Source organism: Saccharibacter sp. EH611, assembly GCF_009834765.1.
GTDB lineage: Bacteria > Pseudomonadota > Alphaproteobacteria > Acetobacterales > Acetobacteraceae > Saccharibacter.
Window position 1 is genome coordinate 249,029 of record NZ_WVHP01000021.1, and the last position, 25,827, is coordinate 274,855.

Annotated in this window: 20 protein-coding genes; 15 read left to right on the forward strand and 5 right to left on the reverse strand. The window is 51.1% G+C overall.

What is annotated here, in order from left to right; all coding sequences use genetic code 11:
* Positions 1–24 precede the first annotated feature (24 nt).
* Positions 25–1,101 (forward strand): hydroxymethylbilane synthase, encoded by a 1,077-nt coding sequence (gene hemC / locus GS535_RS06435; protein ID WP_160791295.1) that lies wholly within the window; start codon positions 25–27, stop codon positions 1,099–1,101.
* Entirely contained in the window at positions 1,098–1,787 is a 690-nt protein-coding gene (locus tag GS535_RS06440; RefSeq protein ID WP_160791296.1) for a uroporphyrinogen-III synthase, read from the forward strand. Before hemC ends, GS535_RS06440 begins: the two co-directional genes overlap by 4 nt.
* 43 nt (positions 1,788–1,830) lie before the next feature.
* Here the strand turns inward: GS535_RS06440 and secB are convergent, their stop codons facing one another.
* The gene (gene secB / locus GS535_RS06445; RefSeq protein ID WP_160791297.1) at positions 1,831–2,349 is read right to left on the reverse strand and encodes a protein-export chaperone SecB; all 519 of its coding nucleotides are present in this window, start codon (positions 2,347–2,349) and stop codon (positions 1,831–1,833) included.
* Between the two features lie 248 nt (positions 2,350–2,597).
* On the opposite strand from secB, the gene GS535_RS06450 reads away from it, so the two are divergent.
* The 7 genes from GS535_RS06450 (at position 2,598) to GS535_RS06480 (ending at position 9,341) form a co-directional block, all read left to right on the forward strand.
* A complete protein-coding gene (locus GS535_RS06450; protein ID WP_160791298.1) occupies positions 2,598–3,293 on the forward strand; it encodes a Tim44/TimA family putative adaptor protein in 696 nt (231 codons plus the stop codon).
* Between the two features lie 59 nt (positions 3,294–3,352).
* Positions 3,353–4,570, forward strand: coding sequence for a murein transglycosylase A (locus tag GS535_RS06455; protein WP_237442215.1), 1,218 nt, complete (start codon positions 3,353–3,355; stop codon positions 4,568–4,570).
* Complete coding sequence (locus GS535_RS06460) at positions 4,567–5,382, forward strand: site-specific DNA-methyltransferase (protein WP_160791299.1); 816 nt, start codon at positions 4,567–4,569, stop codon at positions 5,380–5,382. Before GS535_RS06455 ends, GS535_RS06460 begins: the two co-directional genes overlap by 4 nt.
* Positions 5,383–5,470: 88 nt before the next feature.
* Positions 5,471–6,040 carry a Smr/MutS family protein gene (locus GS535_RS06465; protein WP_160791300.1) on the forward strand — a complete coding sequence of 190 codons (570 nt, stop codon included), beginning with the start codon at positions 5,471–5,473 and terminating at the stop codon, positions 6,038–6,040.
* Positions 6,041–6,287: 247 nt separating this feature from the next.
* Positions 6,288–7,424 carry an ABC transporter substrate-binding protein gene (locus GS535_RS06470; RefSeq protein WP_370518130.1) on the forward strand — a complete coding sequence of 379 codons (1,137 nt, stop codon included), beginning with the start codon at positions 6,288–6,290 and terminating at the stop codon, positions 7,422–7,424.
* Positions 7,414–8,508 carry an iron ABC transporter permease gene (locus tag GS535_RS06475; RefSeq protein WP_160791301.1) on the forward strand — a complete coding sequence of 365 codons (1,095 nt, stop codon included), beginning with the start codon at positions 7,414–7,416 and terminating at the stop codon, positions 8,506–8,508. Before GS535_RS06470 ends, GS535_RS06475 begins: the two co-directional genes overlap by 11 nt.
* A gap of 11 nt (positions 8,509–8,519) precedes the next feature.
* Positions 8,520–9,341, forward strand: coding sequence for an ABC transporter ATP-binding protein (locus tag GS535_RS06480; RefSeq protein WP_160791302.1), 822 nt, complete (start codon positions 8,520–8,522; stop codon positions 9,339–9,341).
* Positions 9,342–9,382: 41 nt separating this feature from the next.
* Here the strand turns inward: GS535_RS06480 and hemF are convergent, their stop codons facing one another.
* Positions 9,383–10,297: an oxygen-dependent coproporphyrinogen oxidase gene (gene hemF / locus GS535_RS06485; RefSeq protein WP_160791303.1), complete on the reverse strand. Its 915-nt coding sequence runs from the start codon at positions 10,295–10,297 to the stop codon at positions 9,383–9,385.
* 246 nt (positions 10,298–10,543) lie between these two features.
* On the opposite strand from hemF, the gene GS535_RS06490 reads away from it, so the two are divergent.
* On the forward strand, positions 10,544–11,434 hold the full coding sequence (locus GS535_RS06490; RefSeq protein ID WP_160799179.1) for an S-methyl-5'-thioadenosine phosphorylase: 891 nt from the start codon (positions 10,544–10,546) through the stop codon (positions 11,432–11,434).
* A 49-nt stretch (positions 11,435–11,483) separates the two neighbouring features.
* Here the strand turns inward: GS535_RS06490 and GS535_RS06495 are convergent, their stop codons facing one another.
* Complete coding sequence (locus GS535_RS06495) at positions 11,484–12,272, reverse strand: SDR family oxidoreductase (RefSeq protein WP_160791305.1); 789 nt, start codon at positions 12,270–12,272, stop codon at positions 11,484–11,486.
* A gap of 297 nt (positions 12,273–12,569) precedes the next feature.
* Between GS535_RS06495 and groES the strand changes: the two genes are divergently transcribed.
* The 3 genes from groES to GS535_RS06510 all read left to right on the forward strand — a co-directional run bounded on the left by groES (position 12,570) and on the right by GS535_RS06510 (position 17,707).
* Positions 12,570–12,860 (forward strand): co-chaperone GroES, encoded by a 291-nt coding sequence (gene groES, locus GS535_RS06500; RefSeq protein ID WP_160791306.1) that lies wholly within the window; start codon positions 12,570–12,572, stop codon positions 12,858–12,860.
* Between the two features lie 59 nt (positions 12,861–12,919).
* Complete coding sequence (groL, locus tag GS535_RS06505) at positions 12,920–14,587, forward strand: chaperonin GroEL (protein WP_160791307.1); 1,668 nt, start codon at positions 12,920–12,922, stop codon at positions 14,585–14,587.
* A 252-nt stretch (positions 14,588–14,839) separates the two neighbouring features.
* Positions 14,840–17,707 carry a TonB-dependent siderophore receptor gene (locus tag GS535_RS06510; RefSeq protein WP_160791308.1) on the forward strand — a complete coding sequence of 956 codons (2,868 nt, stop codon included), beginning with the start codon at positions 14,840–14,842 and terminating at the stop codon, positions 17,705–17,707.
* 769 nt (positions 17,708–18,476) lie between these two features.
* Here GS535_RS06510 and GS535_RS06515 read toward each other — a convergent pair.
* Positions 18,477–21,443, reverse strand: coding sequence for an ATP-dependent DNA helicase (locus GS535_RS06515; RefSeq protein WP_160791309.1), 2,967 nt, complete (start codon positions 21,441–21,443; stop codon positions 18,477–18,479).
* A gap of 109 nt (positions 21,444–21,552) precedes the next feature.
* On the opposite strand from GS535_RS06515, the gene GS535_RS06520 reads away from it, so the two are divergent.
* Positions 21,553–23,178, forward strand: a complete 1,626-nt coding sequence (locus tag GS535_RS06520) for a lysine--tRNA ligase (RefSeq protein WP_160791450.1) — start codon at positions 21,553–21,555, stop codon at positions 23,176–23,178.
* 11 nt (positions 23,179–23,189) lie between these two features.
* Positions 23,190–25,226, forward strand: coding sequence for a lysylphosphatidylglycerol synthase domain-containing protein (locus GS535_RS06525; RefSeq protein WP_370518131.1), 2,037 nt, complete (start codon positions 23,190–23,192; stop codon positions 25,224–25,226).
* Here the strand turns inward: GS535_RS06525 and GS535_RS06530 are convergent.
* The gene (locus tag GS535_RS06530) at positions 25,223–25,795 is read right to left on the reverse strand and encodes a 2'-5' RNA ligase family protein (RefSeq protein ID WP_160791310.1); all 573 of its coding nucleotides are present in this window, start codon (positions 25,793–25,795) and stop codon (positions 25,223–25,225) included. The genes GS535_RS06525 and GS535_RS06530 overlap by 4 nt on opposite strands.
* Between the last annotated feature and the right edge of the window lie 32 nt (positions 25,796–25,827).

The window sequence follows — 25,827 nt, forward strand, 5'->3', positions numbered from 1 at the left end:
TAATTTTCTTGCATGACACCCCTAATGAACCCAGATACAGAAACCGCTATGACTGTATCTCTTCCTTCCTCTGATGCTCTTCAGCATATTGCTGCTGAGGCAGCAAAGCGCTCTCACGCACATTCATCGTCGCGGCGTAATAAATTGCCGCTGCGGGTTGGGACGCGTGCCTCTCCTCTAGCGTTGGTACAAACGCGTCATTTTCTAACGCGTCTGACGCGCTTTTGCCCTGTTCTGCGCGATATGGGTGCTTTTAAAGAAGAGCAGATGAATACGTCGGGTGATCTAAATTTGAAAGATCGCTTGGCTGAGATTGGTGGGAAAGGTCTTTTCTCCAAAGAAATCCACGAACTTCTTGCGCTGGGCGGGATTGATTTCGCTGTGCATAGTTTAAAGGATTTGGAAACCAATCTGCCACCTGGCCTAGTCTTAGCGTGCACAATGAAGCGTGAAGATGCGCGTGATGCTCTGGTTCTGCGAGATCGAACCGTTAAAGTAGATCCCAATGACCCTTACGCTTGCTTGCCTAAGGGCGCATTGGTTGGGTGTGCGTCGGTGCGACGTCAGGCACAAATGCTTCATAGACGTCCCGATCTGCGTTTTTGCTTATTGCGCGGCAATGTGCAGACACGTCTTGATAAGCTTAATGCAGGCGTGTGTGATGCGACGTTGCTCGCTTGTGCGGGCCTGAAACGTTTGGGTATGGAAGACCGCATTGATGTCCCTCTAGAGCCGGAACATATGTTGCCAGCGTCAGGACAGGGGATTGTGGGTGTGACAGTGCGTGAGAGCAATTACGAGTTGCGTGAACTGCTTTCTGCGATTGAAGACCCAGAGGCCCGCGCTGTTGCCACAGCAGAGCGCAGCTTACTCGCAGAGTTGGATGGGTCTTGCCGTACGCCAATTGGTGGCTATGCACGTCTCAAAGACGGCGAGCTTCACCTCAGCGGTTTAGTTGCGAGCGAAGATGGAGCGTTTTTACTGCGTCGTGAAGCGAAGGGACGTCCAACAGACGCTGCTAAAATGGGACGAGAGCTTGGGATTGAGCTGCGAGCTAATACGCCCCCGCACATCTTTGAAAAAATTATTAATCCATCATGAACAAAGCGTCCTCGCGTAAGGTCGTGGTGACACGTCCTGAGCCGGGTTTGTCGGACACGCTGGCTCGGTTACGGGAGAGGGGATGGCATGCCATGTCCTGCCCTGTCATGGTGATACAGCCCGCAGAGACCTTACCATTGATTGAGGGGGATGCGTTGGTCATTACGAGCGCTCAGGCGTTACCTGCGCTAGCTGAGCAGCCTAAAGAGCGACTTCTCCTGACAGTGGGAGAAAAGACAGCAGACAGAGCACGGCAGGCGGGCTTTACGCAGGTAAGGGCAGCCCGAGGGAAGAGAGAGGGGTTGGTCGCTCTATGCCGTGCCCATGGCCTCTCAGGAGAGCGTGTGAGCTTTGTATGTGGGTGTGGCTGGCGTGGGCAAGCTTATAGCCGAACGGTTGCAGACCAGCTTGGGGCCCGATGGGTTAAAGGATACCAAGTTCAACGCGCATCTTGCTTGGCAAAGGAAGCGGTGCAGGCATTGAGTGAGCGAGACGTTGAGGCAATCTGTTTTTATTCAGCAGAGACAGTGCGCGCGTTTCTCTCTCTTTGTCCGGCATCATTAATCGCCGCTTTGCCGAACGTGCGGGCTGTGTGCTTGTCTGAGGCGATTGCCGCTGAAGCACGAGAAATCGTGTGGCGGGAGGTCTGTTTTGGAGATCCACTAGCGGTGCTCGGAAGCCCCTGACATAAAAAAGAGGAGCCGAAGCCCCTCTTTTCCGAAACAGATTTTATGCTTCGCCTTCTGGCTCTGGGAAGTTTTGCTCCCGTTTTGCTTGCCAAAGAGCAGCAAAGTCGATCGGCTGAAGTACGATCGGTGGGAAGCCACCATCGCGGGTAACATCGCTGACAATTGCACGAGCGAATGGGAAGAGAAGGCGTGGGGCCTCGACCAGCAGAAGTGGCTCAACGAGGTCATCAGGAGCGCCTTCGAGCGTTACAATCGCCGCATAGGTGAGCTCAACGATAAAGACGATACGGCCAGGTTCATTGCTGCCCTCAGCGGCAGGCTCAGTGGCTTCTGCGCGGATGATGACAGAGACTTCGAAAACCGGCTGATCTTTTTCAATACGGTTTGCTTGCACGTCGATATTGACGCCAACTTGTGGGGCACTGCGCAATGAGGCGAAGGTTTCAGCGCCCCGTGGAACCTCAAAAGAGAGGTCTTTTGTATATTGCAGGTTAATCGCCAGCGGGATGCTGGGCGGTGTATTATCCTGAGATGGAGCGTTGTTTTCGTTGGCGGACATAATATTTCCAACTTTTTCTAGTTATGTGTAAAACAATAGCCTCTTGCCGGTAGCATGGATTGCTAAATGGGCCAAGAAGAAGACGCGCTTCAGCCCATGAAAATGCACGTTTTGAGCATATGATAAGGTTTTTAAGCAGAATTGAAGGAGAGGGGGAGGTTGAGATTAGTGGCTGGGCATTCTATTTTTAGAGATAGCTTTTGTCGGACCGGCAAATTTAAGGTTTGGAACCAGTCTTGGAATATATAATGGCTCACCCCCCTTGGGATATTATTGTATTGGCTGTCATTGCGCTCATCTTAGGTGCAACGTTATATCGCGTGCTTGGGCGTAAAATTGGCGCACAAGGGGATAGGCAGGAGAATTATCGGCTCATGGCACATGTAGAAAAGATGGGGCGTCGCAAGACGGCTTCGAATACGATGCAACCCCCTCCATTGCCGGGGAGCGTTCAGGCTGCGGAGGAGCAGACAGAGTATGTTGTGCCGCAGGCTGATAGTCCGCTTGGGCAAAAGCTTCTCAAGGTAGCGACGGTGTCTTCTAAATTTCAGGGGAAGGCATTTTTGGAACAAGCTGAAGAGATGTTTCAAAAAATCGTAAAGGCATTTGCTCATACCGATATACTGCTGCTGGAAGAAAGCTTGACGCCTCAGGTCTTTACAGCTTTTCAAAAAGCATTGCGGCAGAGAGAAAACGATGGTGATCGTTTACATGTTGACGTGAAGCGCATGGAACGGCTGGAAATTTCCGACATTATTTTCCCCGAAGAACAAGCTGCTAGCTGTCAGATCAATGTGCTGATTACGTCGTGGCAGGTACGTTACGTGAAAAACTCTCATGGGAAAATGGTTGGGGGGACTGAATCTCTCACTGAATTCCGTGATATGTGGGGGTTTGCTCTGATTGATGGGCATTGGCGCTTGGCAGAGACTGCTGTCGCTTAAAGTCTTTGAGCGGCTTTTGATATAATTTGACGCTTCCAGCAATGGAGGCGCCATTGGCGATGGAATGGCCGAGTTTTGGTATTGCTGACATGATGCGTTATTCGCCCCTGCTTGCTTTGGTTATGCTGCTTTCAGCATGCATGCCAGGCGTTCCTTCGGGAGATATGGATATCCACAAGGTGGATTTTTCTCATCTCAGTTATTGGGAGCAAGAGCAACATCAGCCGTTGTTGAGTATGGTGCGCACTGAGTGTCGCCGTTTAACGCAGCTGGCTCCCAATGCGTCTTTAGGGGGAGCGACGTCATTGCCGTATGGGCGCAAGGTCAGTGACTGGGCGGGGGCGTGTCGGGCTTTGCCATCATCCGAGCAGACAACGCCTGAGGAAGCTCGGCAATATTTTGAGACATGGTTTCAGCCTTATCTCATCCAAGAGCCTGCTTTTTATACAGGCTATTATGAGCCGCAAGTTGAAGCTTCTTTACAACGTCAAGGGGTTTATCAATATCCTCTTTATCGGCGGCCTGCTGACTTGCTGCGTGGGCGCACAGATACGGGCGCGGTTGTTTTTGGTCACTGGGTTAATTCCGTCTTCCAGCCTTATGATGATCGGGCGGCGATTAATGCCGGAGCGTTGAATGGCAAAGGGCTTGAGATCGCGTGGCTAAAAAGCCCTGTTGATGTGTTTTTCTTGCAGCTACAAGGAGCCGGGCGACTCCACCTTCCTGACGGAAAAATGATACGGGTTGCTTATGATGGACGGAATGGGCAGCCTTATAATCCGATTGGACGTGTGCTCGTAGAGCGTGGCGCCTTGAAGACGGGAGAAGTGACGGCTGAAAGCATTCGGGAATGGCTCCAGACGCATCCGCAAGACATGCTGTCCGTTATGGAGAAGAATCCTAATTATGTTTTCTTTCGTAAGGTGGAACGCTCCCCCTTTGAAGGGCCGGGAGGCGCTCTTGGGATACCGCTGACGCCCCAACGCTCTTTGGCGATTGACCGTGCGCTGGTGCCGTATGCGACGCCTATTTGGGTAGAAACATCTGTAAAAGACCAACAAGGGCAAATGACACCTTGGAAGCATTTAACCTTTGCGCAGGATGTTGGTACAAACATCAGAGGAGCCGGACGGGCGGATCTCTTCACAGGATGGGGAGAGAGTGCTGAAGCGATGGCCGGTGACCTCAAAAGTCCGGGTCGTATGATTTTGTTGCTACCCAGACCGTCAGCGCGATCAGAAGATGCATCGGAAGCATTGGACTTTCCACCCAAATGATTCGCACCCGCCGGGAGACGTTAGGGCGGCACGTTTTATACCGTGCAGATTGTGCCCGTGTGTTGAAACGCTTGCCATCAAAGAGTGTTGATGTCGTCATTACGTCTCCGCCTTATAACCTAGGCTTAGCGTATCGTAGCTATAAGGATCGCCTCTCTGAGGAAGATTATTTAGCGTGGATGGAAGGGGTCTGTGCACAAATCTCACGCGTTATGCGTGACGATGGCTCCTTTTTCCTCAATATTGCGGGCTCATCGTCCCAGCCGTGGTTGCCTTTTGAGCTTATGGTTCGTTTGCGGCGTCTCTTTACGTTACAGAACCATATTTCATGGATAAAATCTGTAGCGGTTGGGGATGTGACATATGGCCATTTCAAGCCTGTTAATTCACCACGCTTTGTGAATCGGAATCACGAGCATGTTTTCCATTTAACGAAGCATGGTGATGTGCCGGTTGAGCGGTTACAGGCGGGTGTGCCGTTTACAGATAAAAGCAATATCACCCGTCGTCAGCATGCTGCTGATCGTCGTTGCCGGGGAGATACATGGTTTATCCCTTACGAAACTGTGCGCAGTCGTAAGGGGAAGTTTAGCCATCCGGGTACCTTTCCACTCGCATTACCAGAGCGCTGCTTACAATTGCATGGGTTTGACCGGGACAGTGTCGTGCTTGATCCCTTTATGGGAACGGGAACAACGCTTCTAGCTGCGGAAAAACTAGGTCTCCAAGGTATTGGGGTCGAAGCAGATACAAGCTATGTGCGCGTTGCCCGCGAGCGCTTGCGGGCGTTGCTTGCTGAGAAAGGCGTTTAACTGAGGCGTTAACGCGTTTTTTTACAATATGATGCAGGCCCATTATGGTGCGAGCCTCAACCGGGCGGAATGATTAGGGAAATAGGCTGTGGGGAAACGGAGCGTACATGATGATGAGGCAGCGTTATGGCGTTTGGCTATGCGTGATGTCGCGCCGTTAAGGGCCTCTCATGCACAGTCTTCTTTGCCACCATCTCCTGCGAAACCTGACAAAACTTTGGAGAAGCATCGTAAGAAGTCTGTGCAGCCGAAGGCCTTAAAAGCGTTTAAAACAACGCTTTCTGTAGCGCAGGAGCGGCCCAAACGTACTCAAGAGCTTGCTATCGGGAAGCGTGCTCCCGGGCTTGATAATACGCAGTGGCGTCGTCTGTCGCGGGGGGAGATGCGTGTGGAAGCACGCCTCGACTTGCATGGTTACATTGTCCAAGATGCTTTTGAGGCTTTGTTGCACTTTATGCATCGTGCGCGGGGGATGCGGTGGCGTTGTGTTGAGATTGTTACAGGGTTGGGGAGTGGTGCACGAGGGGGGACTATTCGTCGCGAATTGCCCCTGTGGTTACAGCGTAGTGACGTGCGCCCGATGATTCTGGCGGTTGTGCATTCTCATAATAGCAACCGAGGAGCTGTGCGCATTCTATTAAAGAGACGTCGATCATAAACAATATTTATGAAAATATTGTAGATGGGCTGTTTGTCAGAAAAGTAAGGGATTGTACTTACTTTTTTAAAAGTTTTACAAGCGTGTAGAGCTTGGATTGCACGGCTGGGTCAGGTATAACACGAAATCGCGAATGATTATTAACTTCTTGTATCGCACCGTAGGAAATTTCTGACCATTTCCGCATGCTAAGAAACCTACCGATATGGGAAAGGCCCCGTTTTGAGGGGGGCGGGAGAGTAGAGACGTGTCCCTGAAATCTGTCATGCATGCTATAGGTGCAGTTGCTGTCTTAACCGGTGGATGCGCTGCGCTGAGTCCTTGCAGTCAAGCCAAGGATATAACGGACATTACGGGCCATGTTGTGTCTATCCCTGACCATCCGCAGCGTCTCGTTCTGGGGGAAGGACGGCTTATTTACGCTCTGGAACCGCTAGAAAAAGAGCATTTGTTCGATCGCGTCGTCGGTTGGCAAGGAGAGTTCCGTGAGGCAGATGCGCAGAATTATGAGCAGATGCGTCAGGCTTTCCCAAAGGCTGATCAGGTTGCCGTGATCGGGCGCAGCTCGGCCGATACCATCAGCCCCGAAAAGCTGCTTGATCTACATCCCGATGTGGCCATTTTTAGTACAACAGGGCATGGGCCAGGGCAGTCTGGAGATGTGACGGAGCGCTTAAAAGCGGCTCATATCCCTGTGGTTTTTGTTGATTTCCGTGAAGACCCAATCAAAACGACTGTGCCGAGTATGCGTATTCTCGGTGAAGTTTTAGGGCGGGAGGAAGAAGCAAAGGCCTATACGGATTTTTATGAACAACGGCTCAAGGCTATTCAATCTGTCGTTGATAAGATTCCGGAGAATAAACGCCCTCGGGTCTTTATTGATATGCTTGCAGGAGCACGGCAGAGCTGCTGTCACACGGCGGGGCATGGCAATATGGGCGCTTTTATTGAAACGGCAGGGGGCCGTAATGTCGCTGACGGACTGCTCCCTGGCTACTTAGGAGAAGTGTCGGCTGAGAAGCTGATCGCGTTAGACCCCGATATTTTGTTGCTTGATGGAACGCGCGGGCCGGTGCGGTCTGGGCCGGGGCTCAAAATGGGCTCTCAAGTGACGGCTGAGCAAGCCAAAGCGTCGCTTAACAGCTTACTGGAGGCGCCAGAACTTGCCGGTCTGCGTGCGGTACAAACGGGCCGAACTTACGGCATTTGGCATACCTTCTATGACAGCCCCTTTAATATTCTCGCTGTGGAAGTCATGGCAAAATGGTTTTATCCAGAGCTTTTCCCTCAGCTTGACCCTGAGGCAGACCGCCGTGAGCTCCAGAGTCGTTTCACAAATCTTCCAGTGAGTGGCACGTACTGGATTAAAGCTGATGTTCACTGAAATGCCGTCCGTTTCTTCATCAACAGAAGCCCGAAAACGGGAAAAGATTGCGCAACGTTTGACGGGAATGCGCCAATCTTATGCGAAATTGACCCATCATCGCGTGGTCGTATTGCTTGTTTTGGGTGTGCTTATTCTGGCGTCTTTATTGCTGGATTTTTCGCTTGGGCCGGCGGCGTTATCGCCGATGCAGCTTGTTCATGCTCTGTTAAATCCATCTTCTGGCATGAATGCCGTGATCGTCTGGCATATTCGCCTGCCGTACGCCTTGATGGCGGTGTTGGTCGGGCTTGCGCTTGGCATTTCTGGTGGGGAAATGCAGACCATTTTGGATAATCCTTTAGCGAGTCCCTTTACGCTAGGGGTTTCAGCCGCAGCGGCATTTGGTGCATCGTTGGCGATCGTCTTGCAGTGGCGTTTGCCCTACATGCCAGAGACATGGATGGTTCCCCTTGAGGCGTTTATATTCGCCGTTGGGTCGGCTGTCTTGCTGGAGCTCGTGGCGCGGGTAAGGGCGCGCTCTACAACGATGGTTGTCTTATTCGGGATTGCCCTCGTTTTTACCTTTCATGCGCTCGTATCACTGATGCAATTCGTTGCTGATGAAGACGCCTTACAAGAGCTCGTCTTTTGGACAATGGGCAGCCTCACTCGAGCAAGTTGGGGAAAAATTGCTGTGCTTGCAGCTGGCTGTTTAGTTGTTTTGCCTTTTTGCTGGCGTGCAGCACCAGCGATGACGGCCTTGCGTCTGGGGGAGGATCGTGCGGCGAGTTACGGGGTGGACGTGCATCGTTTACGCATGATGTCATTGCTGCGTGTGAGTATTTTGTCGGCTCTGGCTGTGTCCTTTGTTGGTACGATTGGCTTTGTCGGACTGGTTGCGCCGCATATTGCCCGTCGTTTGCTGGGGGAGGATCATCGCTTTTACCTGCCCGGGTCAGCTCTATGCGGGTGTTTGATTATGTCGCTTTCGTCCATTGCTGCGAAGAACATCATGTCAGGCGTGGTCATTCCCGTAGGGATTGTGACGGCTTTGGTTGGGATTCCATTTTTCCTCGGTGTCGTGTTGAAACGAGGCAGATAATGACGGGGAATATGACAAACGCACGGTCTCAGGAAGAAGGTCTTCTGGTTCACGGTCTCACTGTGAGCTATGGGAAGCGCGAAATTTTGCACGGGATTTCTCTCGATAATATGCGTCCCGGCCGGGTGACGGCCCTGCTTGGGCCAAATGGCTCTGGAAAGTCCACGTTCTTGCGTGCAGTCGCTGGTTTAACCGCCTCTAAGGGGGAGGTTGTGCTGAAAGGGCGTAACCTTGCAACGCTTCCTGCAGGGGCGAGAGCTCGGATTGGTGCCTATCTTCCGCAAAGTCTCCCGCCTGAAGTTCATCTCCAAGTTCTTGAAGCTGTCATGGTGGCCCGTCGTGCGGGAGAGGGTGTCTCTGCTGAATGCGCGCTTTCTGAGGCTATGGAGGTCTTAGAGGGACTTGGTATTGCCGACTTAGCTTTACGGTATTTGGACGAACTTTCCGGCGGGCAGCGGCAGCTCGTCGGCTTGGCACAAGCTCTCGTGCGAAAGCCAGAACTGTTGTTGCTTGATGAACCGCTGAGTGCGCTAGATCTTCGCTATCAATTTGCTGTTATGGATGCCGTGCGGCGTGAAACGCAGGCGCGCGGGATCGTCACATTGCTTGTGGTGCATGACCTTAACATTGCTCTGCAACGTGCTGACGATGTTGTGTATATGCGCGAGGGACGTCTGATTGGGCAAGGGGTCGTGATGGACGTGACCACACCAGACATTCTGGCAGATGTGTATGGGGTGAGAACACGGCTCGAAGTCTGTCCTCGTGGTTTGCCACATGTGCTTGTTGATGGTGTAGTCGAGGACTCTCCTGAAGAAGAGCAGCGTTACTAGGCTCCCGGTATAAAGGGGAACCCAGTAAAGATGTGCTTATATCAGGGCCAGTGTGCTTCTGGAGGCATGCTCATGAGGATAGCCTCTGTATTGCCGCCTGTTTTTAGCCCAAAGATCGTGCCTCGGTCATAAATGAGGTTAAACTCGACATAACGGCCACGTCGCGTAAGCTGCGCCTGGCGGTCTTCCTCTGTCCAAGGGGTAAACATGCGGTTGCGCACGGCTTGAGGATACGATTCGTAAAAAGCATTCCCCACGTCTTTAGTGAAGGCAAAATCTTTTTCCAGATCACCTGTGCGCAGCCAATCGTAGAAAATGCCCCCTAAGCCACGAGGTTCGTTGCGGTGTTTGAGGAAGAAATATTCATCACACCATTTTTTGAAGCGTGAGTAATAGTCAGGGTCATACTTATCGCATGCGTCCTGAAATTTTTTATGGAACTGGGCTGCGTCCTCTTGGGCTTCCTGGCTGTCGGGGAACATGGGTGTAATGTCACCCCCGCCACCAAACCATCCTTTAGAGGTAATGATCATACGCGTGTTGAAATGAGCCGCGCTGACATGGGGGTTACATGGATGCGCCACGAGCGAAATACCCGTCGCAAAGAAGCGTGGATCTTCTTCAGCACCGGGGATTTGTTTGCGGAATTCCGGTGAGAATTCGCCCCAAACGGTGGAAACATTAACGCCCACTTTTTCAAAAACGCGCCCGCGCATAACCGACATGACGCCACCGCCACCTTCAGGACGATCCCAAGCGGTGCGCTCAAAGCGTCCTGCTTTCTCGCGGCCATTAAGTATCTGCGAGTTCTTCGCGACTGCTTCGTCTTCAAGAGCTTCATAAGACGCGCAGATGCGATCACGCAGTGTTTCAAACCATTCCTTAGCGTCTTTTTTTAAAGAATCATGAGGAACATCTGAACGGATAAGCTCACCAAAATGAGGGGATGAATTCATTATTTATCTTCCGTCTCTCTAGTTGCGTTGTCTGAGACGGAGGAACTCTAGCACATAGTTTCTAAATTAGAATAACTATTTATACGTGTCGTTATTATAGGGAGAATGTAAATTTCTTGTTTACTGACGGGAAAAGAGGCAAAGGGTGTTCTTTTGTTCTTGAGGCTTTGGAAAAGCGTTACTCTTGGGTTACACTCAAGATTCTAGCGTTTAAGACGATTATAAACGGCATGGGAGTATAACCGCATGGCTTCGGAAAAACACGTTGAGCCCGTTATCGGCGTTATCGGGGGGTCTGGCCTCTATGAAATTGATGGGCTGAAGGATAAAGAGTGGCGCCGCTGTGAAACGCCATGGGGAGCTCCTTCTGATGACTTGCTTTTTGGAAGCATTTCCGGCGTGCGTTGCGTCTTCCTGCCTCGGCATGGGCGCGGCCATCCCATTCCACCATCACGTCTAAATTATCGGGCGAATATTGATGCGCTGAAGCGTGCAGGGGTGACTGATATTATCTCCCTTTCTGCTGTTGGTTCTTTGAAGGAAGAGCTTGAGCCTGGCCGCTTTGTGTTGGTGGATCAATTTATTGATCTCACCCAAGGGCGTCAGCGCACTTTCTTTGAGGAAGGGTGCGTGGCTCATGTCAGCATGGCAGAGCCTGTGTCGCATCGCTTGCTTACGACATTGGGTGATACGGCTGAAAAGCTTCATATTCCTGTGACGCGTGGTGGGACGTATGTCGTGATTGAGGGGCCGCAATTTTCCACACGCGCGGAAAGTGACCTTTATCGTTCATGGGGCTGTTCAGTCATTGGGATGACGAACATGCCAGAAGCACGCCTCGCACGTGAGGCGGAAATGAATTATGCCACCGTTGGTATGGTGACAGATTATGACTGCTGGCATGAAGACCATGACAGCGTGACCGTCGATACAGTTGTTACGACGATGAAAAAGAACGCCACTCATGCGCGTGAGCTGGTAAAAGATGCTATTGCATCACTAGGGCATAAGCGTGAGCTTGATCAGGCTGAACGGGCTCTTGATAATGCGATTATCACACCAGCAGATGCACGCGACTCTGGCCTATTAGCGCGTCTTGATGCCGTGGCGGGGCGTGGATTGTTCAGCCATCATTAAAGGGCTGTATCTCCCTGCAGGAGAAGAAGTGCCCTGCAGGGAGAGGTTTTTACCAACTGCGCAAAAGCCCACCATCTACAGGAATACAGGCTCCCGTTATGTAAGAAGCGCGAGGGCTGGCCAGAAAGGTTGCCATTGCGCCAAATTCATCAGGCTCTCCGTAACGCCCTACAGGGATTTCCTGTTCCTTTCGACGTTTGAGCTCCTCAACAGAAATATGTTGTTGCTCTGCGCGTGAGGCGTTCAGTTTGGCGACGCGGTCTGTGTCAAACCGTCCCGGCATGAGGGTATTTACCGTAATGCCATCCGGCCCCACTTCACGAGCGAGTGTTTTCCCCCAACTTGCAAGGGCAGAGCGCAGCGCGTTGGAGAGGACGAGCCCCTGAATCGGTTCCTTAATGCTTGTGGATGAGACCATGATAATGCGTCCAAATCCTTGCTGACGCATGGAGGGCAGAAAAGCATCTGTCATGGCCATCGTCGGCATGAGCATCGCGTCAGCATAGTGCTGCCATAGCTGCGCGTCTAAAGCGCTCGCAGGCCCAGGAGGGGGGCCTCCTCCATTGCCAATGATAATGTCAGGTGCTTTTGGATAGTGTTGTTGAATATGGGTGATGGCGTTCTGCACCCCTTCTAGAGCGGCAAGGTCGGCGCTGATCCAAGAGGCTTTACCTCCATCGTTTTTGATAATGTCCACCATATTTCGTAAGGGCTGTTCGCGGCGCGCGATAAGACATACATGGACGCCTTCTGCCGCGAGGGAACGGGCGATACCAGCGCCCAAGCCGGCGCTTCCTCCCATAATGATGGCAAAGCGTTGCGATAGCTGCATATCCATAAATAAATATCCAATTCCTCATATATTTTAGCCATCATGAGTGTGAGCCTTTGGAAGAGGAAGGTGAAGGGGATTCTGTCTTTTCTGGAAGTTCTATGATGTGAAGACTTTTTTAGAAGGAGATGATTAAAAAATATGCTTCTTCACAGCAGAGGTTCTTGACGCTCGCAGGGGGGAACACTATTTTTTAATCACCTCCTTCTGAGAGAAGGGGGTTGTATAGGTGCGCTGCTAATTTGAGCGCGATAACCCGGCCACGCTGCTTTGAAAAAGGGCTGGCCTAGAATGGAGCGATCCATGACGAATTTTCGTCCCCTTCACGACCGCGTAGTGGTCCGCCGCCTCGAAAGCGAAGAGAAAACCGCTGGTGGCATCATTATTCCAGAAACAGCTAAAGAAAAACCGATGGAAGGCGAAGTCATCGCTGTCGGCCCTGGCGCACGCAACGAGCAGGGGCAGGTTGTGCCGCTGGACGTTAAAGCCGGTGACCGTGTTCTGTTTGGCAAATGGTCAGGCACTGAGGTGACGATTAGCGGCGAAGAACTGCTGATCATGAAAGAGAGCGACGTTATGGGGATCATTGGCTAAGGCCTTTCCTTTGTTAACTTTGTATCTCTTAAAGTAACCCTCCTAAGGAGTAATGTGTTATGGCTGCTAAAGACGTTAAATTCGGTTCTGATGCTCGTGAGCGTATGCTGCGTGGTGTCGATATCCTTGCAAATGCCGTGAAGGTGACACTTGGCCCTAAAGGCCGCAATGTTGTTCTTGATAAGAGCTTCGGCGCTCCACGTATTACAAAAGACGGTGTGTCTGTCGCCAAAGAGATCGAACTGGCTGATAAGTTCGAGAACATGGGCGCACAGATGGTGCGTGAAGTCGCCTCTAAAACAAACGATATTGCTGGTGATGGTACAACCACAGCGACCGTTTTGGCACAGGCAATTATCCGCGAGGGCGCCAAGGCTGTTGCCGCTGGCATGAACCCGATGGATCTGAAACGCGGCATCGACAAAGCTGTAGCTCGCGTTGTGGAAGAGCTGAAATCCCGTACCAGCAAGATTTCTTCTCCTGAGGAAATTGCCCAGGTTGGTAAGATTTCGGCTAACGGTGAAGCTGAAATCGGTGAGATGATTGCTCACGCGATGGAAAAAGTCGGTTCTGAAGGCGTCATCACTGTGGAAGAGGCTAAAGGCCTGCACACAGAGCTGGATGTCGTTGAAGGAATGCAGTTCGATCGCGGGTATATCTCCCCATACTTCGTGACGAACACCGAGAAGATGGTTGCTGATCTGGATAACCCTTATATCCTGATCCATGAGAAGAAGATTTCTTCTCTTCAGCCTATGCTGCCGCTTCTGGAAAGCGTTGTGCAGTCTGGCCGTCCGCTGCTGATCATTGCTGAAGAAGTTGATGGTGAAGCACTGGCAACTCTCGTTGTGAACAAGCTGCGTGGTGGTCTGAAGATTGCTGCTGTGAAGGCTCCTGGCTTTGGTGATCGTCGTAAGGCGATGCTGGAAGATATCTCCGTGCTGACCGGTGGTCAGGTTGTGTCCGATGATATCGGCATCAAGCTGGACTCCGTGACATTGGATATGCTGGGCACAGCTAAGAAAGTCCACATCGACAAAGAGAATACCACGATCGTTGAAGGTGCTGGCGATGCTGAAGGCATTAAGGCACGTTGCAACCAGATCCGAGCTCAGGTTGAAGAAACCTCTTCCGATTATGACCGTGAGAAATTGCAAGAACGTCTAGCTAAGCTGGCTGGCGGTGTTGCTGTCATCCGTGTTGGTGGTAGCACGGAAGTGGAAGTGAAAGAGCGTAAAGACCGCGTTGATGATGCTCTGCATGCAACACGTGCAGCGGTGGAAGAAGGGATTGTCCCAGGTGGTGGAACGGCTCTAGCCCGTGCAAGCCAGATCTTGGAAGAACTTTCCCATGTTAATGATGATCAGCGCGTTGGTGCGGAAATCATTCGTAAGGCTCTGCAGGCTCCACTGCGTCAGATCGCGCATAATGCGGGTGAAGATGGCGCCGTGATCGCTGGTAAGGTTCTGGAAGAATCAACCTACACGAAGGGCTTTGATGCTCAGACGGGTCAGTATAAAGACCTCGTGGCTGATGGTATCATCGATCCGACAAAGGTTGTCCGTACTGCTCTGCAAGATGCGGCCTCTGTTGCTGGTCTGTTGATTACAACAGAAGCAATGGTTGGTGAACGACCAGAGAAGAAATCTGGCGGTGATGATGCTGGTGCTGCTGGAATGGGCGGCATGGGTGGAATGGGCGGTATGGGAGGCATGGGCGGCTTCTAAGTCTCCCAGACCTTCTCTTTCCCTTTTCATTAGGAAAGGGAAAGACCGCAGTTCTCTGCTGGAAAAGCCTCACTTCTTCGGAAGTGAGGCTTTTTTTATGAGCTGCTTAACAGTGAGGATGTCATAAATGTGTCTTAAATGACACGGTATGGGCTTATAAGTAACGCTAATGGCACAGATCGTAAAATAGATGTGGCATTTTGTTGTGTTATCGAATTAAATTAATTTTATAACGATGATGGAACATTAAGTATGACGATTTCTCCTCGCCATTGGCTACTATGCGCATCAATTCTCTCTGCCGGTTCTGTTCCTCACCTAGCTTGTGCGGCGGGCTCTCTTGTCTCTGGTGGGGAGAAGGGACAAGTAACTGAACGCTCTCACGCATCGGAGCCGGGCTCGCATCACACTAAGCCAAAAAAACGTACAAAATCGACCCATGGAAATAATGCTTTTCGTGGTATTAGCGCACGTCGTTCAGAAGAAATTATGGTGACAGGCTCTATGCTGAGTAAGTCACGTAATTCTGACGCTAACCCTGTGCAGACAATTAGCAGTAAGCAACTGACGCAAACAGGTTTGACAAACTTGGGCGATATTTTGCAGCGTATGCCCTCCATTGGGTCGAGTGGAACGGGCAATTCTAATACGAATGGTGGCGGAGGAGCTTCCTGTATCGATTTGCGTAATTTAGGGCAGCAGCGCGTTTTGGTCATGATTGATGGTAAACGCGTTGCTTTAGATTCAAGTGCTGGGGCGAATTGTGTTGACACGAATACGCTCCCGATTCAGCTGATTGATAATATTGAAATTTTAAAAGATGGTGGATCCGAGCTTTACGGTGCGGATGCTGTGTCTGGTGTGGTGAACATTAAGCTGCGGCACAATCTTAATACCGGATCTGTAACGATCCGTGGTGGAATTACAGGGCGCGGTGATGGAAAGACTGGCATGCTTTCGGCTTATAAAGGCTGGAACTTTGATCATGAACGAGGAAACATTACCGTAGGGGCAACGTATAATACCACTGAGGGTATTATGCAGCGTAACCGTGGATGGGCGAACCCTGTTCAGCTTGATGCAACAGGTAAGCGCTTTGGCTCAAGTTATAGTGCTCAACCTCTATGGCAGGACAATAATGGGAATACATTAGGATCTACACCCTCACGCTATCAGTTCGGGCAAGATTCGATGCTGACGAATAGCGTGAATACGGGCACGCTTTATGGTGATGCGCATTACGATTTTGACCGTCATCTGACGCTCTATTCGAATGTGTTGTACAGCCATCGTGACTCGCTATCACAGCTGGCTCCTATGCCTTTCTATGGGAGTATTCCACCTTCAACTCTGCCTTCCAATTTAACGGTTCCAGCCAATTATCCTAATAGTCGTTTCCCCGGCCAAGATGCCACGATGGCTTCCCGCCGCTTTACGGAGTTTGGTCCACGACGTTTAGAGAATTCATCCGATACCTATACCGTTAAGTCTGGATTGAAAGGGGAGATCATCGATCACTGGATGTATGATGCATCCTTTACCTATGGGTGGAATCAAAATCTGGAGCATGATCTCAATATCGGAAGCTATACGAACCTTCTGAACGGCTATGGCCTCCAACAAGTTCAACAGGGAAATGCTAATAGTGCATTAGCGTATAATCCTTCTCTGTGCCCGTCATCAGGATGCGCTAGCCCGTTTCATCCGCTTTCAGGTAAAGCGGCAGCTTATGCGAATGCGACAACAAACACTCATAGCTATTATCAATTACGAGACTGGAACCTTCGCATTCACAATAGCCGCGTTGTGACGATGCCGTGGGAGCATGGTGGAGCGTTAGGAATTGCTCTGGGGATGGAGCATAGAGGCGAGCATCTATCTTCTACGCCAGATCCATTAATTTCTTCTGGCCAAAGTATGACAAACACAACTCAATATACGGGTGGTGGGTTTAACGTGACGGAAGGTTATGCGGAGACCAGTTTTAACCTGTTGCATAATGCATTCCTCGCTAAAGATTTGACCGTTGACGCTCAAGGACGCGTGTCTGCCTATAATACGTTTGGAACGACAAAAAACTGGAAAGCCTCTATCAACTGGATGCCAACACGTGACGTGCGGTTTCGTGGAACCATTGGGACATCCTATCGTCAGCCTTCAGTGTATGAGCTTTATCAAGGGCAAACGCTTTCGTATAATCAGGCCAATGACCCTTGCGATATGGGAGCCGTTGGTACTTACGGGGCACAGTCGGCCGTCGTTGCATCGCGTTGTGCGCAGCAGAAAATTAATACCAAAACCTTTACAGCCCAGGGGAGCGGACAGGTGCCGACCTTGGGCGGAGGGAATAATAAGCTGAACCCAGAAACGAGCCGAACATATACATTTGGGGCTGTCTTCACACCGCGCTGGATTCCACGTTTGTCGTTGTCTGCAGAATTTTGGCATACAACAGTCTCCAACACCGTTGGTTCTCTTCCAACACAGTACATCCTTGATCAATGCTATACGGCTGGGAAAGAGTGTGGCCTTATCCAAAGAGATGGAGTAGGGCAGATCCAACAGGTAACCGCTAATAATATGAATATTGGTGGTTTGCGAACAAGCGGCGTGGATTTGGATCTGAACTATTCTCTTCCTTTAACACCTGATGATGTTGTCACCGTAGAAAATAATATTCAGCAGTTGGTCTCGTATCAGCAGCAATACACACCAGGCGGGCAATGGTATAATTACTATGGTCGGCTTCTGTATCAAAATACTGGAACTGGTATGGCGAATGGTGTGCCGACACTGCGTGATTATGCAACGGCTACATGGCGTCATAAGAACTTCTCGATCACTTATATGATGCAATATATGGGTGGTATGACGTGGAATAATTCGACACGTGACCTGACGTCAGCCGATGGGCCGCGTCATTCGACACCGGGTATGTTTGAACACGATATTACACTTAATTATCGGTGGAAGAAGTGGAATTTCCAAGGTGGGATCACAAATATCGCCAATAAGCGCCCTCCATTTGTGGCTGATGGAGGCCAAAATTCGCTTGGCTCTCTTTATAGTAACTTCTATGCGGGTAGAAGCTTCTACTTACAGGCTGGGCTTGCTTTTTAGAAATCCCTTGGTCTTTTTCTAGGGATGCGAACAGGGAGGGGCATAGGCCTCTCCCTTTTTTGTTGGACGTGTCTTGTTCCATAATACCCAAGGATGATGCGTTCCAACAACATTGGAGATGAAGAGATATAGGGCTCAATGAAGAGCTTCGTTAAGTCATGTATGACTCCGAAAGGTGTGAAACGGCTGTGTATGAATACGCGATTCTATGCGCACAACTCGTTGAAAACATTGAGATCGAATAGAAAATGAATTTTTATATTGATTTTTTGAAAGACGATTGTTTACCGTGAAGTTGCGGGGAAAGAAACGACACCCCGTACATCAAAGGATTACTTATAAAAGTAATCTAAAGTCGTTAGGAGTGTAGCATCATGGCTACTAAAAAAAAATCGGTATCATTCTTTACTACTCCATTCCGGGTTGTGGCCCGATCTATCGGTATCGGCTCAGGGCAAGAGCGATATCTCGCTCCGGCATCTTACCCAAGTATGTGTTTTGGTAAGCAGGGGCATACGTTATGCAATGATGTCGCGTATGTTCGACGGCGACCTTATGCTTTTATTCTCTAACGCGCATTAAATCCTTCTTTTAACGTATCGGGGGTGCGGATTTTTTAAAGACGTATCCCCGAGCTTTCTTTCGAGTGTATTCTTTACGGGAATGACGGATAGTACGATTTTTCGAGGAGGTCGCGCTATTTAAAAGATATATGTAGAGAAGGGAAAGAATGTAAACCCATTCTTTCCCTTTTTTATTTCCGCTTTTATCAAAGCCTTGTTGCTTCCCGCTCTTTGAGAAATATCGTAATATCGGCAATAGCTTGCTCTAGGCTAAGCCGCTGGACGGGGACACCTTCCGGAAAAGCAGAAAGAAGACGTGAAGGCATGCGATTATCCAGCATGACAAAAACGCCGTAGTCATCAGTACGGCGGATGAGCCGACCAAAGGCCTGCCGCAAACGCATTCTTGTAATATGGTCATCATACGCGCGTGGCCGCCCGCCAGATAAAAGACGGCGTCGTTCGCGATGAAGAATGTCAGGGCGAGGCCAAGGGGTGCGTTCAAATGCGACCATACGGAGTGCCTCTCCGGGGACATCGACACCATCGCGCATCGCGTCAGTGCCTAAAAGGCAGCTATGTTGTTCAGTGCGGAAGACATCAACAAGGGTGGCGTTATCCATCGCATCAATATGCTGTGCAAAGAGGGGAATGCCCTGTAAACCAAGGGGCTCGTTGATGCGCTTATGGACTTCCTTGAGGCGTCGAATGGCGGTGAAAAGTCCTAAGGCTCCTCCGCCTGATGTTTCAAAAAGGCGCTGAAAGGCCCGAGCCAAGCTAGCAATTTCCCCTGAAAGATCCGTGATAATATAAGCCCGTGTTTGGTGTGCATAATCAAAGGGGCTCATGAGTGAAGCACGAAACGGGGGCTGGAGGAAATGCGTGGTTCCTAGCCGTTCTTCCGCTTTATGCCATTGGTCATCGTCTGTCTCATCGGGGCTGCGGTCTCGCAAGGTTGCAGATGTGACGAGGAACCCATGCGCCGTGCTTTGTAATGTGCTGGCAAAAGGCATGGTGGGGTCTACCCAATGCCGGTTCAGCGTTATGTCGTGCGTTTCATCCATTCCACGGAGTGCGGGCAGGCGTTCACGGCGAATGAAATCAATATAGAGGGGGCGTTCATGAGGGTTAGGGGGTGTCGTAATCGCCCTTAACATGGTGATCCAGCCCTGAAGGCGTGAAAAAGCGCGGCGATGAAGGCTACGAATAGTGGCTTCTAACCGTTGTTGAAAGGCAGCATCAAGCTCGTCTTGGTCTTCAAGCTGTTCGGATAATAACGTGATAATACGGTCAAGCGGTTGGGCAATAGCTTGTAGCGCGCTTAGAATCTCTTCTGTAACGGGAAGAAGGGCGTCTTGTGTAGGGTGGAGGTCACATTCTTGCCGATCATAAGCGGAGGTTTCACCGCGTTTGAGTGTCTTTTCTTCGTCCACTCGCGCTTGAAGTTGGCGGTCTAGGGCAAAAAGAAAGGCTTCAGCAGGGTGGTCGAGGGTGGTTTCTGTTTCAGAAGGGACGTTTGGAAACGTAACAGAAGAGGTGGTATCGCCCTGTTCTTCGGGAGAAGAAGCGGCTGCCTGCGTTCGAGCGTCTTGCAGCCGGACGCTCCATGAAGGGCGAGGGAGGCCTTGTTGGGTCGCGTGAATGAGGGCTTGGAAGGGGCCTTGTAGGGCGGGAATACGTTCTAAAATATCATCCATACGGCGGCGTAGTCCGCGTGCACGGGAGCGACCACCTTCAGCGCCTAAAATCCAGCGTCGGAGTTCGGCTGTTTCAAGACCTGAAAAGGTGAGAGAGAAGGCACTATCCGCTGCGGCTGGAATATGGTGGCCTTCGTCAAAGACATAGCGTGTGGGGATGCCGTTTTCATCAGACAGGTTAGCCGGAGCAAGAGCTTGGGGGAGAAGGGCATTCCAAGCTGCTTGGGAGAGAACAAGAGCATGATTAGCAATCACTAAATCCGCATGACGCGCGCGGCGGATGCTATGTTCAATAAAGCAGCTTTGATAATGCGGGCAGGCAGAATGAATGCACTCACCGCGTCGGTCGGCAATGCTGCTGAGTAAGCCGTGATGAAACAGTTCCCCAAACCAGCCGGGAAGATCGCCCCCCATGACGTCGCCATCTGAAGTGGCGTCTGCCCAACGGGAGAGAAGAGCGAGTGGAATGAGCATATGCCGCTCATGTGGAGGGCGGTTTTTGGCGATGTTGACGATGTCTTCAAAGTTAAGCAGGCAGAGATAATTCTCACGCCCTTTGCGAATGACTGCCTTTTGGCGGCGCTGGGTCGGCTCGGGATAAAGGCGGGTGAGTTCTTGCTCAATTTGTCGTTGAAGATGTCGCGTATAGGTGCTGATCCAAACAGGCCCATCGTTCTTTTCTGCCCACAGGCTCGCTGGCGCAATATAGCCGAGTGTTTTACCTGTGCCGGTTCCTGCTTCAGCTAAGACAATATGCGGCGCGTTGGGAACGTCGCGCGGGGCAAAGGCCTGCGTGGCAGCAGAGGCAAAGTCTGCTTGTCCTGGGCGCGGCTCTGCATGGTCGCCCAGCATCATTGTCAGGCGTAAACGGGCTGCTTTGGGGGCGACAGGTTGACTTCCGGGGGCCGGGCGAGGGGCTTCTTCTTCCCATTGAGGGAGCCGGCGCCAAATTTTTAACGCGTCACGAGGGGCGTCGCTTGAAGGGGAAAGCCCCTCTTCAGCGAGCATATGCTTGAGAAAACCAGCCCAGCTCCAGCGTGCTTGCTCTAAGGGAGAGAGAAGGGCGGTAAGGGTATCGTTCCCCTTGAGATGAAGCGCTTCTTGAAAGTCGCTGAGAAGCTTTTCGCAAATATGGTACAGCATATCCGCGCCAAAAGATGTGGTCTTAGGCTCTATCAGATCGAGCTCTAGGGCTAATCCGCGCGGTGTTGGGGTGACACTGCGTGCGGGATGGACGAAGAGGAAAAGCTCAAGAAGGTCAAACCATGGGGCGGGAGGGGATTCTGGCGGAAGGTTCAGAATTTTGAGCGTGGCAGGGCCATGCACCAATAAAGGCGGCGGAAAGAGGCGAAGCTGCTCTTGAATCTCTCGTTGTGATAGGGCCAGAAGCTCACCGTCTGGTGTCAAAAGGGATGACTGTCCATGGCGGGCAATCAGCGCTGGGGCATCAAAAGGGGAGAGAAACGGGTTGGACATTACATATAGTCTAGCGGGAAAATGAGCCCCTGCCGAGAGGTTCTTTTTTACCAGAAGAGAAAGAGCTTGCTTGACCAGAAGGGCGCGGCCCCATATTTTTGCAGCCCTTATGCAGAAAAACCCTTCTTCCCCACTTCCTGATTCGTCTTTTCCCAAACTCTGGCCGTTTGAGGAAGCCCGCAAAATTGCTAAACGTGTGGCTAATGCAGACCCCAGCAAACCTGTCTTGTTAGAGACGGGCTATGGGCCGTCTGGCTTGCCACATATCGGAACGTTCGGGGAAGTGGCCCGTACTACATGGGTGCGTCAGGCGTTCGAAGCGATGACCGGTCGCTCCACACGTTTGCTGGCATTCTCTGATGATATGGACGCTTTGCGCAAAGTGCCTGGAAATGTGCCTCAGCAAGAGATGCTAGAGAAGCATCTGGGCTTGCCGCTGTCGCGTATTCCTGATCCATTTGGCACGCATGAAAGTTTTGCCGCACACAATAATGCGCGTTTGCGTCAGTTTTTAGATAGCTTTGGTTTTGAATACGAGTTTGCGTCCGCAACCGATTACTATACGAACGGCACGTTTGATGCGGCGCTAAAGCGTGTTTTAGAAGAACATGATAAGATCATTGCTGTGATTGCCCCAACCTTGGGGAAAGAGCGTCGCGCAACTTATTCGCCTGTTTTGCCCATTCATCCTAAGACGGGCCAAGTGATGCAGGTGCCTATTCTGGCTGTAAACCCAGAGTCTGGGACAGTGCGCTGGGAAGACGAGGCCGGCGAGATGTTTGAGACCTCCGTGTACGGTGGTCAGGCGAAAATGCAGTGGAAAGCCGATTGGGCGATGCGTTGGTACGCTCTCGGTGTGGACTATGAAATGTCAGGAAAAGACCTGATTGATAGTGTGAAGCTGTCTTCTAAGATTTGCCGGATATTGGGGAAGGAACCCCCTGTTGGGCTGACGTATGAGCTGTTCCTTGATTCTGAAGGGCAGAAAATCAGTAAGTCAAAAGGCAACGGACTGTCTGTTGAGGAATGGCTCCGTTATGGGCCGGCTGAAAGCTTGGGGCAGTATATGTTCCAGCAACCGACGCGCGCTAAACGCCTTTATACAGATATGATCCCACGGGCGGCGGATGATTATCTCACGCATGTTCAGAAGGCCAAAACGCAGGATGAGGAGACATTCCTCGCTAACCCCGTATGGTTCCTTCATAATGGTACATTGCGCCCTCAGGATACGAGCCCTGTTTCATTTACAGCGTTGTTGAACTTGGCCAGCGTGGCGAATGCTAAAGAAGCTGAGACGCTCTGGAAGTTCTTACAGCGTTATGATTCGTCACTATCGCCAGAAACACATCCGTATGTAGCGCGTTTGGTTGAACATGCCTTAGCGTATTTCAATGAGCGCGTTCGTCCTCGTAAGGTCTATCGTGCTCCTAACGAGCGGGAGCGGAAGGGGCTTGAAGACCTTGCTGCTGCTCTGAAAGAGCTTCCTGCTGATACGTCTCCTGATGATGTGCAAAATGTCGTCTTTGAAGTAGGTAAACGGTATTTTGAGAAATCGGAGTTACGCTCATGGTTCGGCTGCTTATATGAGGTTTTGCTTGGACAAAGTGAGGGGCCGCGTTTTGGTATCTTTGCTGCTCTCTTTGGGCTAAATGAAACAGTTGCCTTGATTGAAGAAGGCCTTGCTCGCCCTGCCGTTGCTGAACCTCTGTCAGAAGAGGTGACAGAGAAGTAGCAGGAGGCGAGGTGTCATTGCTATCTGACAAAACACAGCAAGAAGAGGTGCTTTCCTCCCCCCGTAAAAGGCGGTGGCAGCGCCTCATGATGCGCGCACCAGCGCTTTTTGGTTTGGTGCTTCTTATCGTTGCTGTCTTTGTGATTTGGCGTGAACTTCGCTGCCTCTCTGTTCATGACATCTTTCTTAGTCTTCATGGCATCCCTGCTTCAGCTTTATGGGAGGGAGCAGGGGCAACGGTAATCGCTTATGCGATTTTGTCTTTTTATGATGGTCTGGCTTGCCGTCATGTGAAGGCCGGTGTTTCGTGGGGGCGTTCAGCTTTTGTGGCTTTTTGTGCTTATGTGTTGTCCCATAATATTGGGTGTGCAGCAGTTTCTGGCACAGCAGTGCGTTATCGGCTGTACCGAAGCTGGGGAGTGTCAGGCGGTAAGGTCGCCTCTATCGTGGCCTTTTGTTCCATTACGTATTTACTGGGAACGCTTGGCCTCGTTGGTTTTGTCTTGCTCTGGCAGCCAAGAGCTATTCCGCTTTTAGTTCATCTTCCCCTATGGGTGCCTCACCTTGTGGGAGGTGCGTGTTACGTGGCTCTATTGGGGTATGTTGGGGTATCGGTCTGGCGGAAAGAATTACGTCTTTTCCGTTGGACGATTGACCTTCCCGGGTGGCGTCTTGCGCTGGGGCAAATCATCATCAGTATGGCTGATATGTCCGTCACAGCACTGATTGCTTGGTGCGTCATTGGGCCTTTACCGGCAAGCTGTAGCCTGACTTTTGGTGGGTTTTTGGCGATCTATATCGTGTCCTATACGGCGGGGCTTGTGGCGAGCGTTCCTGGCGGTTTGGGCGTATTTGAAAGCACAATGCTTCTGTCATTGTCGCCATGGCTTCCCGTATCGCGCATTATGAGTGCGATACTCGTTTTCCGGCTATTTTATTACATCATTCCACTCCTCGTAGCGGGATTTCTGTTCGCAGGGCATGAGCTTCTGCTACGTGGCTTGCCACTCTCTGCGCGTGAAGGAAATCGCGGTCAGGTGCTCAGACCCAATGAAGTCGTGCGGGAGTCGGAAGCTGACTTTTCAGTGATTGTCGCGACAGGGCTACAAGCGCTTTTGGGGGTGAGTATGGTTATCTACGCCCTCATTGCGCCATTGCCTGAGTTTCATTCATTAATTCATGCAACATTAACGCAGTTGGCGGTTTTTGGTCTTTGTGTGTGTGGTGTGATGCTTGTTGGGCTGTCACTGGGACTTTCCCAACGTGTTGCGCTTGCTTGGCGCCTTTCAGTGGGCGTGCTGTGTGCCACCTTCGTCGCGTTGTTGTTTCGGCAAGCGCATTGGATCACATGGCTCATCGTAGCGGCTGTTTTGATGGTTCTAGTTCCTTTTCGTAGAGGATATTACCGGCAAGCTCATTGGCGTGTAGAGCCATTATCACCGGCCATTTTAGCGCCGTTATCGCTTTGGCTCTTTGGCCTTGCAGGGATGGGCTGGGTCGCTGTGCAGCGTCACCTTGGGCCGATTTGGTGGCGTGCGATGATTTATGATGCGCACACAGCTGTTGGGCGATGGTTTCTAGGGGTGTCGGCACTATGCTGCATTTACGCGTTGTGGCGCGCTGTGAAACGAACGCAGATTCATCCGTTCCCCTGGAATACGCAGAGTGCCGCTGCATATGGATGCCTTATTGATGATGTGGCTCCTAAAAATGTACTGTCCTGCGCACGGATTATTCCAGATGGTTTCATACGGGACGAGACCAATAGAGCGGGGATCGCTTTCGTACGGATGGAGCCTTATTTACTGGCGCTAGATGGTGCTGTGGGGGGAGAGGCTTATTATGACGCTGCGATTTGGCGTATGCGCGACTATGCCCTGCAGGAGGGATACGGGTTGGCCTTCCTGCAGCAAGGGGATGCCTTAGCTTCTATCTATGAAGATTTAGGGCTCAGTGCATTCCCGCTTGCAGAAGGGTGGTACCTCTTTTGTGCTATTGAGCACTATAGTTCTCTTATGGCTCAGCTGAAGCAAAAAGGTTTTGCTTAGAAAACCTCATTGAAGGCAGGAAGAGGGAGCGCCTGACCGTAGCATCCATAGGCCTCAACAGCATGGCAGGAGAGTGTCTCATGCTGACCGAAGAGCTCGACCAACTCTAGGCGATCAACAACGAGAGGTTGGCTCTTGAAGAGGTTGTGACGTTGTATCCAAGGGATAATATCCGTCTCGCGACCGGGCGAAACATAGCCTAGTGTTGTTTCTGGATGAAAGCGCTGGCGAACAGGGGCGCAAGTCGCTGCTCTTAGGCGTTTTTCGACGTTTCGTTGAAGTTGCGATAGAGGATCGCTGGGCGAGGGGCATGTGACAAGGCGATCATCATGCGAACCGGGGCGATGATAAACTTGCTGGAAATGGATAGAAAACGGTTCCCATACGAGCTTCCGAAGTTCATAATCAATGTCGTCCAACAGTGGGCGCGCATTGATATTGCCGAGCAAGCGCAGGATAAGGTGGCTATTGAGCTGCGGGGTCCAGTGAACATCATCAAGCGTCCCCCGCAACAAAGAAAAATCATCATCTAAAAACGGAGCAAGAGGTACTCCGAGAGCCAGTTTCATCGGTCTTGACCTTTCTGCAAAAGCGTTCGGTC

What these genes read in the sequence shown, in the direction of transcription:
- hemC (WP_160791295.1), top strand. Translation starts at nt 25, where the DNA reads ATGAACCCAGATACAGAAACCGCTATGACTGTATCTCTTCCTTCCTCT.
- GS535_RS06515 (WP_160791309.1), bottom strand. Translation starts at nt 21,443, where the DNA reads ATGTCCAACCCGTTTCTCTCCCCTTTTGATGCCCCAGCGCTGATTGCC.
- groL (WP_160791307.1), top strand. Translation starts at nt 12,920, where the DNA reads ATGGCTGCTAAAGACGTTAAATTCGGTTCTGATGCTCGTGAGCGTATG.
- GS535_RS06490 (WP_160799179.1), top strand. Translation starts at nt 10,544, where the DNA reads ATGGCTTCGGAAAAACACGTTGAGCCCGTTATCGGCGTTATCGGGGGG.
- hemF (WP_160791303.1), bottom strand. Translation starts at nt 10,297, where the DNA reads ATGAATTCATCCCCTCATTTTGGTGAGCTTATCCGTTCAGATGTTCCT.
- GS535_RS06480 (WP_160791302.1), top strand. Translation starts at nt 8,520, where the DNA reads ATGACAAACGCACGGTCTCAGGAAGAAGGTCTTCTGGTTCACGGTCTC.
- GS535_RS06440 (WP_160791296.1), top strand. Translation starts at nt 1,098, where the DNA reads ATGAACAAAGCGTCCTCGCGTAAGGTCGTGGTGACACGTCCTGAGCCG.
- GS535_RS06520 (WP_160791450.1), top strand. Translation starts at nt 21,553, where the DNA reads ATGCAGAAAAACCCTTCTTCCCCACTTCCTGATTCGTCTTTTCCCAAA.
- groES (WP_160791306.1), top strand. Translation starts at nt 12,570, where the DNA reads ATGACGAATTTTCGTCCCCTTCACGACCGCGTAGTGGTCCGCCGCCTC.
- GS535_RS06530 (WP_160791310.1), bottom strand. Translation starts at nt 25,795, where the DNA reads ATGAAACTGGCTCTCGGAGTACCTCTTGCTCCGTTTTTAGATGATGAT.
- GS535_RS06495 (WP_160791305.1), bottom strand. Translation starts at nt 12,272, where the DNA reads ATGGATATGCAGCTATCGCAACGCTTTGCCATCATTATGGGAGGAAGC.
- GS535_RS06455 (WP_237442215.1), top strand. Translation starts at nt 3,353, where the DNA reads ATGGAATGGCCGAGTTTTGGTATTGCTGACATGATGCGTTATTCGCCC.
- GS535_RS06475 (WP_160791301.1), top strand. Translation starts at nt 7,414, where the DNA reads ATGTTCACTGAAATGCCGTCCGTTTCTTCATCAACAGAAGCCCGAAAA.
- GS535_RS06450 (WP_160791298.1), top strand. Translation starts at nt 2,598, where the DNA reads ATGGCTCACCCCCCTTGGGATATTATTGTATTGGCTGTCATTGCGCTC.
- GS535_RS06510 (WP_160791308.1), top strand. Translation starts at nt 14,840, where the DNA reads ATGACGATTTCTCCTCGCCATTGGCTACTATGCGCATCAATTCTCTCT.
- GS535_RS06460 (WP_160791299.1), top strand. Translation starts at nt 4,567, where the DNA reads ATGATTCGCACCCGCCGGGAGACGTTAGGGCGGCACGTTTTATACCGT.
- secB (WP_160791297.1), bottom strand. Translation starts at nt 2,349, where the DNA reads ATGTCCGCCAACGAAAACAACGCTCCATCTCAGGATAATACACCGCCC.